Source organism: Corallococcus sp. 4LFB (assembly GCF_046520365.1).
Lineage (GTDB): Bacteria > Myxococcota > Myxococcia > Myxococcales > Myxococcaceae > Corallococcus > Corallococcus caeni.
In genome coordinates, this window is sequence record NZ_JBKGHJ010000276.1 from 1 (window position 1) to 11259 (window position 11259).

Annotated in this window: 10 protein-coding genes and 2 pseudogenes; 8 read left to right on the top strand and 4 right to left on the bottom strand. The window is 70.1% G+C overall.

Annotated elements, in window-relative coordinates; all coding sequences use genetic code 11:
- A pseudogene (locus ACLEQD_RS26090) lies at positions 1-624 on the top strand (hypothetical protein); the annotation flags it as partial.
- Between the two features lie 16 nt (positions 625-640).
- Here the strand turns inward: ACLEQD_RS26090 and ACLEQD_RS26095 are convergent.
- From ACLEQD_RS26095 to ACLEQD_RS26105, 3 genes are all read right to left on the bottom strand, one after another.
- Positions 641-2119 carry an FAD-dependent monooxygenase gene (locus ACLEQD_RS26095; protein WP_410387682.1) on the bottom strand — a complete coding sequence of 493 codons (1479 nt, stop codon included), beginning with the start codon at positions 2117-2119 and terminating at the stop codon, positions 641-643.
- Positions 2120-2370: 251 nt separating this feature from the next.
- Positions 2371-2871, bottom strand: a complete 501-nt coding sequence (locus ACLEQD_RS26100) for a serine/threonine protein kinase (RefSeq protein WP_410387683.1) — start codon at positions 2869-2871, stop codon at positions 2371-2373.
- A gap of 40 nt (positions 2872-2911) precedes the next feature.
- On the bottom strand, positions 2912-4018 hold the full coding sequence (locus ACLEQD_RS26105; RefSeq protein WP_410387684.1) for a site-2 protease family protein: 1107 nt from the start codon (positions 4016-4018) through the stop codon (positions 2912-2914).
- A 210-nt stretch (positions 4019-4228) separates the two neighbouring features.
- Here ACLEQD_RS26105 and ACLEQD_RS26110 point away from each other — a divergent pair, with 210 nt between their 5' ends.
- The 5 genes from ACLEQD_RS26110 (at position 4229) to ACLEQD_RS26130 (ending at position 9163) form a co-directional block, all read left to right on the top strand.
- The gene (locus tag ACLEQD_RS26110) at positions 4229-5791 is read left to right on the top strand and encodes an acyl-CoA carboxylase subunit beta (RefSeq protein ID WP_410387685.1); all 1563 of its coding nucleotides are present in this window, start codon (positions 4229-4231) and stop codon (positions 5789-5791) included.
- Positions 5792-5911: 120 nt separating this feature from the next.
- Positions 5912-6526, top strand: a complete 615-nt coding sequence (locus ACLEQD_RS26115) for a hypothetical protein (protein ID WP_171420459.1) — start codon at positions 5912-5914, stop codon at positions 6524-6526.
- A 40-nt stretch (positions 6527-6566) separates the two neighbouring features.
- A complete protein-coding gene (locus tag ACLEQD_RS26120) occupies positions 6567-8084 on the top strand; it encodes an acetyl/propionyl/methylcrotonyl-CoA carboxylase subunit alpha (RefSeq protein ID WP_410387686.1) in 1518 nt (505 codons plus the stop codon).
- 39 nt (positions 8085-8123) lie between these two features.
- Positions 8124-8633, top strand: a complete 510-nt coding sequence (locus ACLEQD_RS26125) for a biotin/lipoyl-containing protein (protein ID WP_410387687.1) — start codon at positions 8124-8126, stop codon at positions 8631-8633.
- A gap of 8 nt (positions 8634-8641) precedes the next feature.
- Complete coding sequence (locus tag ACLEQD_RS26130) at positions 8642-9163, top strand: YfbM family protein (protein ID WP_410387688.1); 522 nt, start codon at positions 8642-8644, stop codon at positions 9161-9163.
- Positions 9164-9187: 24 nt separating this feature from the next.
- Here the strand turns inward: ACLEQD_RS26130 and ACLEQD_RS26135 are convergent, their stop codons facing one another.
- Positions 9188-9973 (bottom strand): TSUP family transporter, encoded by a 786-nt coding sequence (locus ACLEQD_RS26135; RefSeq protein ID WP_410387689.1) that lies wholly within the window; start codon positions 9971-9973, stop codon positions 9188-9190.
- A 108-nt stretch (positions 9974-10081) separates the two neighbouring features.
- On the opposite strand from ACLEQD_RS26135, the gene ACLEQD_RS26140 reads away from it, so the two are divergent.
- Together ACLEQD_RS26140 and ACLEQD_RS26145 are read left to right on the top strand one after the other, a co-directional pair.
- Positions 10082-10894 carry a hypothetical protein gene (locus ACLEQD_RS26140; RefSeq protein WP_410387690.1) on the top strand — a complete coding sequence of 271 codons (813 nt, stop codon included), beginning with the start codon at positions 10082-10084 and terminating at the stop codon, positions 10892-10894.
- A gap of 107 nt (positions 10895-11001) precedes the next feature.
- Positions 11002-11259 (top strand): annotated as a pseudogene (locus tag ACLEQD_RS26145) (molecular chaperone DnaJ); the annotation flags it as partial.

Below are 11259 nucleotides of genomic sequence, written 5' to 3' on the forward strand. Positions count from 1 at the left end.
GAGTCCGTGGCGGGCGCGGTGCGGTCGGTGTGTCCCGCGTGCCCCGCGGCGGACGTGAAGGCCGTGACGGACGCGCTGGCGAAGCAGATGACGGGGCAGGTGTTGTTCGGGGTGGACTCGGTGGCGGTGAGGGGGTCGCTGCGCAAGCCGGAGGTGCGCTTCTTCGCGGCGAAGCAGGCGCTGGCGGCGGAGGTGACGGACGCGGCGGCGGTGAAGGCTGCGCTGGCCCCGCTGGCGAAGTTCCCCGGCGCGAAGGCGCTGGAGGACGGCTACGCGATGGAGGCCCGGGGCGGCAGCGTCTACGTGCGGCTCAAGGGCAAGCAACTGGTGTTCGGCAACGACTCCACGGTGACGCAGGCGATGCTCGCGTCGCTGCCGGAGAAGGGCGGGCCGCTGAAGCGCGCGGTGGAGTTCACGTTGGATCCGAAGAAGGTGGCGCGGGGCCTGTCCCAGGTGTCGCTGATGGACGTGATGGGAGACCCGCAGCTGGCCGCGTTCTTCGGCGCGAGCACGGAGCTGGGCCCCCTGCTCGCCAAGAGCGACAGCATCACCGGCTGGCTGGACAGCGCGCCCAATGGCTCGCACCGCTTCCAGCTGAACTGGTCGCTGCCGGAGAAGAACTGAAGGACCGTGCTGCTTCTCAGCCGCGGCTCGCGAACCACCTCGCCGCAGCGCGAGTGACTTCTTCAGGTTGGGGAGTCGTATCGCTCGCCCAGGCCACGAACCCGTCCGGCCGCACGAGCAGCGCGCTCACTCCACGGCGCTCCCTGGCGTCGGCAGCCACGTACCGGACCTGTTCGCCCCAACGGCCATCCAGCGCCTGGAGCGACGCCTGTCGGCCGAAGTCCAACAGCACACCGCGTCCATCCCGGAGCAGTGCGCCGAGCCTCGTTCCGTCCTCCAGCTCGAAGTCCGGGCAACTGCGGCCCACCAACGGGTGCTCCCCGCCAAGGTCGTAGCGGAGGGACACCCCCCAGACACCTTCAGCGAAGTAGGTCGCGCCGTCGCGCGTGTCGATGAGGTCGCGGAGGATGGCTTCGAGCGCGCGGGAAGCGGGGCTGGGTCGCATCAACGCGACCTGGGCCCGCGACCAATCGAGGATGCGCGCCCCGACCGGGTGCCGCTCCGAGGTGTAACTGTCGAGCAGACCCTCGGGGGCATCCCCCCGGAGGGTCGCGGCGAGCTTCCACCCCAGGTTCATCGCGTCGCCAAGTCCCAGGTTCAAGCCCTGGCCGCCCAGCGGCGAATGAATGTGCGCGGCGTCGCCCGCCAGCAGCACCCGTCCCTTGCGGTAGGTCGTTGCCTGATACGCGCGGTCGGTCCAGGTCGTGGCCACATGCAACGCCTTGAGGGTCACGTCCGTGCAGGACACGCGCCGCAGGACCGCCTGCACGTGCTCGAGCGTGATGGGTTGGGTGCGATGGAACGCGCCGCCGTCGAAGTCGGCCATCGCGATCACCCCGGGCTGCCCCTGGGTGTACATGCCGGTCGGCGTGTAATGACGGCCCGGCCGGAGCTTCTCCGGATCCGCGACCTCCACCTGGACCGAGTACCCCGTGAACTCAGGCTCGGTCCCGACGAACTCGAAGCCCCCCTGCTTGCGGACGATGCTGCGACCGCCGTCGCACCCCACGAGCCAGCGCGCGAGAACACTCTTCCCGCCGGCACGGACGGTGACTTCATCTTCCGAGGCCTCGAAGCCTTCGACCTCCTGGCCTCGCTGGATCTCAACCCCGAGGGCGAGCGCGTGAGCGGCGAGGACGCGCTCGAGCTGCTCCATTTCGCTCCCGAACTGGGTGTCGGCCGGCCCCGGGAGCCGGTACGTCCACCGCGACGAATCGATGTGGCTGAAGTCGAACGGGATGCCCGCGAAGTGGCCCGCCGGCCCGCGAAGGTTGGCTCCGGTTCGCGGCGCGAGCTGCTCCAGCAATCCGCGCCGGTGGAACGCTTCGATGCTCGGACCCCAGAGGCCTCGCCTTCCGAACGGGAACCGCTTCAGGGGTGAGTTCGGATCCTCCAGGCGTTCAAGCACCAGCACGGAGCGCTTCGCGAGCCGCAGCTCGCAGGCCAGGAACAGGCCGACCGGGCCGGCCCCCGCGATGATCACGTCGTAGACCAAGGTGTCCTCTTCGCTCGGGTGTCTGGACCGGCCCTGCGCCAGCGTACCAATTCCGGCTCGGACGCTTCCTACGGCGCATGATGGGCGGCCCAACCTTGGCTTGAATGCCTCGGCCCCCTCGGCGAGCACGGGCTCCCGGCCTGCGCGCCTACTTGCGCACCAGTTCCACCTGCATGCCCAGCAGCTCGCGGCGCTCACCCGTGGTGCCGCACGTCGCGCCGTCCGTGAGCGGGCCCATGGGGCGCTCCAGGCTACCGGAACGCATCAACGACGTAGGCCGCCGCGGTGGAGCCTTCGAGAATCGCCATCCCGGGCTTCGAGTCCGGACTCTTCCGCATCTGGTCCTGGCTGAGCCGTGCCACCGCGCAGATGGGGAACTTCTCGCTGTCCGGTGGGTGGGCCTCGTAGTACCGGATGACGACCTGCGGACCGCTCGTCCAGACCTGCCCATACAAGCGGGTCGTCGCCTCCAGCGTTCCAAAGTCATCCTCCAGGATGCTTTCAATGGGCCCGTCGTAGAGCGTGGGACGCCGTGAGCCAATCGGGTTCGCGTCAAGCTCCACCAACTGCGCATCGCCCACACGCAGCTTCAAGGCCCGCATCGTCCGCTTGGCTTCCTCCGAGCACTCCTGCGGTCCCGGAGTGCCATCCGGACGCAACGACACACCGCTGCTGGTGCATCCGGAAGACGCCGCGAGCAGGAAGAAACCGCCGAGCAGCAGGCCGCATTTGAGTGACAGCGAAGAGGACATGGAGGGCCCCACTTGGCAGGGCGGACGTCCTCCATCCAACCTACACGGTCCGCTCGCGCGGCCACCCCGTCCGCGACCCGTTGCGCTCCGCCTCCTCCGCCCGCGTGATGCCCCGCTGGAGGTCATTCCAGTCCAGCGTCCCCGCGAGCAGCCCCTCCTCGTCCACCACCGCCACCAGCGGCACGCGCGCCTCCGCCATCTTCCTGAGCGCCGTCCACCCGTCCTCGGAGAGCTCCGCCACCACCCCGTCCTCCATCGCGTCGCGCACCATGTAGCCCTCGCGCTGCTCCTCCGGCACCGCCTGCACCGCCGCCCACGTCACGTGCCCCACCGGCCGCCCCGAGCTCGTCACCGGCAGCATGCTCAGGTGCTCGCGCCTCATGGCCCAGTGCGCGTCCTGCATCGACAGGTCCAGGTCCACGCCCACCAGCCGGGGCGTCATCAGCGCCTCCACCCGCTCACGCTCCAGCAGCGCCTTCATCCGCACCTGCCGCGACTCCCCTTCCGCGCCCATCAACACGAAGAAGGCCACCACCAGCGTGAACGGGTTCAGCGTCACCAGGCCCCACACGCCGAACGCCACCGCGAACACCCGCCCCAGCCCCGCCGCCACCTTCGTCGCCCGCACCATCCCCAGCCGGGGCGTCAGCGCCGCGCGCACGATGCGCCCCCCGTCCATGGGGAACGCCGGCAGCAGGTTGAACACCCCCAGCACCGCGTTGAGCATCGCCAGCGTGAAGAGCGCGAACTGCACCTGGAACAACCCCAGGCCGTGCACCCCCCACGTCAGCGCGCCCAGGAGCGCCGCCAGGCCCAGGCTCGTCAGCGGCCCCACCAGCGCCATCAGGGCCTCGTCCCGGGGACGCTTGGGCACCTCCGCCAGCTCCGACACGCCCCCGACGATCATCAGCGTGATGCCGTGCACCTCGCCGCCATGCCGGAGCGCGTAGAAGGTGTGCGCCATCTCGTGCAGCAGCACGGACAGGAACAGCCCCACCGCCACCGCCAGCCCCCACGCCCACGGGTGCCCACCCAGCGCCGCCGGTGGCACGTCCGCCGTCTCCGCCGCCTGCTGGAGCGCCGCGCTGAACGACAGCGCCAGCAGCGGCAGCGCCACCAGCAGGGAGAAATGGACCCGGATGGGCACCCCCCGGAACGCTCCCACCCGCAGTGTCCCCGGCCTCGCACGCATCGCCAGCCTCCCTGGTCCCCCGCACCGGCCCCGGACGCGGTGTCGGAAATCCTGAACTTCCGTCCCGTCCCCGCCGCGTGCACACGGGGCATGGCCGTCCGTCCCCCCCTCCAGAGGCAAGGGAAGCGCTGCCACCGACTTCCAATCGTGTTAGAGCGCCGTCCCATGGCCACGACCCCCGAGAACGATCCCTTGCGCGCACGGCTCCAGCAGATGGAGCAGCAGGCCGAGCAGGGCGGCGGCGCCGACCGCATCGCCAAGCAGCACGAGGCCGGCAAGCTCACGGCCCGCGAGCGCATCGACCTGCTCCTCGACCCCGGCTCCTTCAGCGAGCTGGACAAGTTCGTCACCCACCGCAGCCACGACTTCGGCATGGGCGACAAGAAGATCCTGGGCGACGGCGTCGTCACCGGCTACGGCACGGTGGAGGGCCGCCAGGTCTTCGTGTTCGCCCAGGACTTCACCGTCTTCGGCGGCTCGCTCTCCGGCGCCTACGCCCAGAAGATCTGCAAGATCATGGACCTGGCCACCCGCGTGGGCGCGCCGGTCATCGGGCTCAACGACTCCGGCGGCGCGCGCATCCAGGAAGGCGTGGAGAGCCTCGCCGGCTACGCGGACATCTTCCTGCGCAACACGCTGGCGTCCGGCGTCGTCCCCCAGATTTCGCTCATCCTGGGGCCGTGCGCGGGCGGCGCGGTGTACTCGCCCGCCATCACGGACTTCATCATGATGGTGAAGGACACGTCGTACATGTTCATCACCGGCCCGGACGTCATCAAGACGGTGACGCATGAGGAGGTCTCCAAGGAGGACCTGGGCGGCGCGCTCACGCACAACCAGAAGTCCGGCGTGGCCCACTTCGCCGCGGAGAACGAGCAGGCCGCCATCGCGATGACGCGCGAGCTGCTCTCGTTCCTGCCCTCCAACAACCAGGAGGACCCGCCGTCGCAGCCGTGCGAGGACGACCCGTTCCGCGCCGAGGAGTCGCTGAAGACCATCGTCCCGGCGAACCCGAACAAGCCCTACGACATCAAGGAGATCATCCGCGCCATCGTGGACTCCAAGCACTTCTTCGAGGTGCAGGAGCACTTCGCGAAGAACATCGTCGTCGGCTTCGCGCGCATGAACGGCAAGAGCGTGGGCATCGTCGCCAACCAGCCCGCGGTGCTCGCCGGCTGCCTGGACATCGACGCCAGCGTGAAGGCCGCGCGCTTCGTGCGCTTCTGCGACTGCTTCAACATCCCCCTGCTCACCCTGGTGGACGTGCCCGGCTTCCTCCCCGGCACCGACCAGGAGTGGGGCGGCATCATCACCCACGGCGCCAAGCTGCTCTACGCGTACGCGGAAGCCACCGTCCCGAAAATCACCCTCATCACCCGCAAGGCCTACGGCGGCGCGTACGACGTGATGGCGTCCAAGCACATCCGCGCGGACATCAACTACGCCTACCCCACCGCCGAAATCGCGGTGATGGGCCCGGAGGGCGCGGTGAACATCATCTTCCGCAACGAGCTGCTCAAGGCCCAGGACGCCAACGCCGAGCGCAAGAAGCTCACGGACGACTACCGCGAGAAGTTCGCCAACCCGTTCAAGGCGGCGGAGCTGGGCTACATCGACGAGGTCATCCGCCCGGAGGAGACCCGCGCCAAGGTCATCCGCGCGCTGGAGATGCTCAAGGACAAGCGGCAGGAGAACCCGCCCCGCAAGCACGGCAACATCCCGCTGTAGAAGTAGTCCCGGGCCCGCCCGCACGCCTCCCGTCGCCAGGGGGGCAGGCGGGCGTCGCTACTTCCGGAAATTCTGAGGTAACGCCGGGGCTTTCACGGGGCCACTCAAGGAGCCCCCCACGTGTCCCAGCAGCGCCGACTCGTCCTGTTCCTCTCTGACGTCGAAGGTAACCTCACCGCCCTGCGTCAGACGCTGAAAGGCGTGTGCGAGGGGCTGGACCTGCCCACTCCGGAGGTCAAGTGGGTGGAGTCCCGTCCGGAAGCCCTGGCCGACTGTGGCTGGCACGTGGCGGAGATTCCCCTGGTCTCCGGCAAGACGTCCGGCAAGGTGTCCTCCCCCGAGGAGCACCTGGACGCGATGACGCAGGCCCTCTCCAAGGACTTCCGCGACCGCTCCATGGGCATGTACGTGGACCGGGAGCACAGCTACGCGCGCGTCTGCATGGCCGCCCCCAGCCGCCCGCCGCGCGCCATGGAAGGCGAGTACCTGGACGTCCTGCGCCAGGCCGCGCGCTGGCTGGACGTGGAGACGACGGCCCTGGCCCGCCTCTTCAGCGGGAATGCGGCGCGCAACCTGCTGGCCGCCGCGGTGGACTTCGGGCCGGACGGCAAGCCCGTGGAGGCCCCCGCGCACCCCGCCACGCCCCCGGAGCCGGACGAGGACGACCGCTTCGTGGAAGCGAAGCTCGCCCAGGCGAAGCAGCTGATGGATGAGTACCTGAACCTGCGCAAGTAGGGGCAGGCAATCCCGGGCGCCCCATGCTAGACGGGCGCCCATGCCCAAGATCCGCAAAGTGCTCGTCGCCAACCGCGGCGAGATCGCCATCCGGGTGATGCGCACCTGCAAGGACCTCGGCATCGCCACCGTGGCGGTGTACTCCGAAGCAGACCGCTCCGCCCTGCACGTGCGCACGGCCGACCAGGCCTTCTTCGTCGGCCCCCCGCCCTCGCGCGAGAGCTACCTCGTGCAGGAGCGCATCCTGGAGGTCGCGAAGCAGTCCGGCGCGGACGCCATCCACCCCGGCTACGGCTTCCTGTCGGAGAACGCGTCCTTCGTGCGCGCCTGCGAGAAGGCCGGCATCACCTTCATCGGTCCGCCGGCCGCCGCCATGGACGCCATGGGTGAGAAGACCCGCGCCCGCGCGAACATGATCAAGGCGGGCGTGCCCGTCGTCCCCGGCACCACGGAGCCCATCGCCACCATCGAGGAGGCCCGCGAGTACGCGCAGAAGATCGGCTTCCCCATCATGCTCAAGGCCGCCGGCGGCGGCGGCGGCAAGGGCATGCGCCGCGTGGAGGGCATGGCCGACTTCGACTCCGCGTGGCGCTCCGCCAAGAGCGAGGCGATGAGCTCGTTCGGCAACGACGCGGTCTACATCGAGAAGTACCTGGAGAAGCCCCACCACGTGGAGATCCAGGTCTTCGCCGACCAGTACGGCAACACCATCCACCTGAACGAGCGCGAGTGCTCCGCGCAGCGCCGTCACCAGAAGGTGGTGGAGGAGACGCCCAGCCCCATCCTCACGGCGGAGATGCGCGCGAAGATGGGCGAGGTCGCGGTGAAGGCGGCCAAGGCCGTCAACTACGTGGGCGCCGGGACGGTGGAGTTCCTGGTGGACGTGCACCGCAACTTCTACTTCCTGGAGATGAACACCCGCCTCCAGGTGGAGCACCCGGTGACGGAGTGGGTCACGGGCCTGGACCTGGTGGCCATGCAGATCCGCGCCGCGGAGGGAGAGAAGCTCCCCCTCTTCGAGGCGCCCCCGCCGCGCGGCCACGCCATCGAAGTGCGCGTGTACGCGGAGGACCCCGCGCGCAACTTCATGCCCAGCCCCGGGAAGATCCACGCGCTGCGCGTGCCGAGCGGCCCGAACGTGCGCGACGACTCGGGCGTGTTCGCGGGCTTCACGGTGCCCAACTTCTACGACCCCATGATTTCCAAGCTGTCCGTGTGGGGCGCCACGCGCGAGGAGGCCATCGCGCGGGCGAAGCGCGCGCTGTCCGAGTACGTGGTGAAGGGCATCACCACCAACATCCGCTACCTGCACGGCATCCTGTCCCACCCGGAGTTCGTGGGCGGGGACTACGACACCAGCTTCCTCACCCGCCAGCACACGGCGCTCTTGGGCGAGGAGGACCCCAAGCTCAGCGAGGTGGCGCTGCTCGCGAGCACGCTGCACGCCTTCCAGCGCGACCAGAAGCGCGCGAAGACGCTCCCGTCGCGCAGCGGTGGCGGTGACGCCAGCGGCCGCATCAGCCCGTGGCGCCTGGCGCTCAAGAGCCGCCGCCGCTGATCCACTTCCTGCCCAAGCCCAAGGAAGGACCTTTCCTCCATGCGTTACTTCACGAAGCAGCAGGGTCAGAAGGAGTCGGTGCCGGTGGACCTGGAGTCACTGGGTCAGGACCGCTACCGGCTCACGGTGAACGGCAAGGAATACCACGTGGACGCGCTCTCCGTGGACCAGGGCACGCTGTCGCTCCTGGTGGACGGCCAGTCGTACAACGTCGAGTTCGAGGAGAACGGCGACGAGATTGGCACGCTGGTGCGCGGGCAGGTGAACCGCACCGACGTGGCGGATGAGCGCAAGCTGCGCATGCGCGCGGCCGCGGGCAGCTTCTCCGTGGAGGGCCGCCAGCTCATCCTCGCGCCCATGCCCGGCAAGGTGGTGAAGGTGCTGGTCAAGCCGGGCGACGAGGTGACGGAAGGCCAGGGGCTCGTGGTCGTGGAGGCCATGAAGATGGAGAACGAGCTCAAGAGCCCCAAGGCCGGCAAGGTCACGGAGGTGTTCGCCAGGGAAGGCACCGCCGTGGAGAACAACGCCAAGCTCGTCGTCGTGGAGTAGGCCGCCCCATGGAGATGCTCTGCACGCTGCGCAGCACCACCGAGACGCAGCGCCAGGCCTTGCAGGAGGCGCCGGAGTCGCTGGAGCCCTTCCTGGAGGACGAGGAGGACTTCGGCGACGCGAAGGGCGCGGCGTTCCTGGAGCTGGACATCGGCGAGGCGTGGCACGGCCTCCAGTACCTGCTCACCGGCACCGCGTGGGAGGGGACGCCGCCCCTGGACTTCCTGGTGCGCGGCGGCGAGGACGTGGGCGACATCCCGTCGGATGAAGGCACCGCGCGCGTGTTCGACGCGGCTTCCGTGAAGGCGCTGGCGGAGGCGCTGAAGAAGACCTCCGTGGAGGACCTGCGCCAGCGCTTCGACCCGGCGCGGCTCCAGGCGGAGGACATCTACCCCGGCACCTGGGACGAGGAGGAGCCGGCGGAGGACGTGGATCCGCTGGAGGAGCTGCTCTCCTACTTCGTGGAGCTCCAGAAGTTCACCGCCGCCGTGGCGAAGCGGGGCCTGGCGCTGCTGGTGCACATCGGCTGAGGGCCGGGGGTGGGCGCGCCTGCCTCAGGCCGCCCAGCCCAGCCACACGTCGCGCCCCAGCTTCAGCACCAGCGCGGCCACCACGCCCAGCACCACGACGCGCACCAGCTTGTCGCCGCCCTTCACCGCCATGTGCGCGCCCAGCCACGCGCCGGTGAACTGCGCCGCGGCCATGGGCAGCGCCACCTTCCACAGCACGACGCCCCGGAGCGCGAAGAGCGTCACCGACGCCAGGTTGGAGGCGAAGTTCACCACCTTCGCGTCCGCGGACGCGCGCGCCAGCCCGTGGCCCAGGAGCGAAGAGAACGCCACGATGAGGAACGTGCCGGTGCCCGGGCCGAAGAAGCCGTCATAGGTGCCGATGCAGAGCGCGATGAGCGCGCCGATGGCCTGCGCGCGCGGCCGGGGCGAGGGCTCCACGCCGTCCCGCCTCGGCGGCGCGCGGCGGAAGGCGAGGAACACCGCCACCGCGATGAGCAGCACCAGCACCAGCGGCTTGAGCACCTCCGGCTTGAGCAGCAGCACCAGCGCCGCGCCGCCGAACGCGCCCATCAGGCCGAAGGGGAACGCCACCTTGGCCAGCTTCCAGTCCACGAGCCCCGCGCGCGCGAAGCGCACCAGCGCCGCGCCCGAGCCGAACACGGACTGCCCCTTGTTGGTGCCCAGCGCCACGTGCGCGGGCAGGCCCGCCGTCAGCAGCGCCGGCAGGGTGATGAGCCCGCCGCCTCCCGCGATGGCGTCCACGAAGCCCGCGCTCAGCGCGGCGACACACAGCAGCACCAGCTTCAACGCGCTGACGTCCAGGTCCACGGTGGGGCCCGCCTCCTCGCCGCGGGTGGCGCCCGCTTATCACCCGGACGGCGCGCCGTCCCGGCCGGTTGCTTGCGTCGCGCTGAAGCTTGGGGGTCAATGGGGTCCATGCTCGCGACCCTGATGACCGTGCTGGCGTTGACGCTCGCCGCGCCGCCCTCGCAGCCCGACGCGACCACCGCCACGTGCCGCTCCATCGACGGGCACGTGTCCTGTGGCTATGCGTGCAAGTCGGATGGACAGCGCGTGCGGTGCGCCCAGACGCTCCAGGGCAAGTGCACCGTCATCGACGGGCAGGCCGTCTGCTTCGACCCGCCCGCCTACGTGGTGAAGGCCTTTGGCTCCGCGCTGCCGGAGCCGGAGTGCAAGACCATCGACGGGGTGGTGGGCTGCGGCTACGGGTGCGCCACCGACTTCGGCAAGGTGCAGTGCGCGAAGACGCCCATGGGCGTGTGCCGCAGCCAGGGCGGCAACGTGACGTGCTTCGACCCGCCCGCCGCGGTGTTCGCGGTGTTCGGCCGGCAGGTGCCGCGCGCGCAGTGCGTCAGCAACGGCGTGCAGATGGCGTGCGGCTTCAACTGCGTGAACGCCTCCGAAGGCGTGCGGTGCGCGAAGACGCCCATGGGCGTGTGCAAGGCGCAGAACGGCCACGTCACCTGCTTCGACCCGTCGCCCGGGGCGCTCTGCGCGTGGGGCAAGGGCCTGCCAGCGCCCCAGTGCAAGCTGAGCGAGACGGGCCCGGTGTGCGGCTACAACTGCACCACGGCCTACGGCAAGGTGGCGTGCTCGGGGACTCCGGCGGGCATGTGCAAGGTCTTCGACAGCGAGGTGTACTGCTTCGACCCGCCCGCCGAGCAGCAGGCCGACGCGGCCTGCCTCGCCAGCGTGGGGCTGGCGGCCATCGAGGGCGCCACGCCCTGAAACGCCTGCCCGCCCGCTCGCGGGGACGTCGTCCGCTTGGAGGCGGGCGCGGGCGGCGATAAAATTTCGGCTTCCCGGCACCAGAGGGAATGAGAGCAGGACGGCACATGGCGGAGGGCGAGGTCCGGCAGTACTGGGTGCGGAACGATCGGGGCACCACGTGGGGGCCCCTGACGGGTCCGACCATCGAGCTGCTCATCGACAGCGGCTCCATCCAGGGCAAGCTCCAGGTCTCCAGCGATGGTCTGCAGTTCGCCTTCCCGTGGCGCTTCCCGGAGGTGCGGGACGCGTTCCCCCGTGAGCTGTGGGGGGACGGCGCGCCCGCGTCGCAGGTGCAGTCCGCGCCCGCCGCCATCGCTCCGCCG

What these genes read in the sequence shown, in the direction of transcription:
- ACLEQD_RS26100 (WP_410387683.1), bottom strand. Translation starts at nt 2,871, where the DNA reads ATGTCCTCTTCGCTGTCACTCAAATGCGGCCTGCTGCTCGGCGGTTTC.
- ACLEQD_RS26110 (WP_410387685.1), top strand. Translation starts at nt 4,229, where the DNA reads ATGGCCACGACCCCCGAGAACGATCCCTTGCGCGCACGGCTCCAGCAG.
- ACLEQD_RS26120 (WP_410387686.1), top strand. Translation starts at nt 6,567, where the DNA reads ATGCCCAAGATCCGCAAAGTGCTCGTCGCCAACCGCGGCGAGATCGCC.
- ACLEQD_RS26125 (WP_410387687.1), top strand. Translation starts at nt 8,124, where the DNA reads ATGCGTTACTTCACGAAGCAGCAGGGTCAGAAGGAGTCGGTGCCGGTG.
- ACLEQD_RS26130 (WP_410387688.1), top strand. Translation starts at nt 8,642, where the DNA reads ATGGAGATGCTCTGCACGCTGCGCAGCACCACCGAGACGCAGCGCCAG.
- ACLEQD_RS26140 (WP_410387690.1), top strand. Translation starts at nt 10,082, where the DNA reads ATGCTCGCGACCCTGATGACCGTGCTGGCGTTGACGCTCGCCGCGCCG.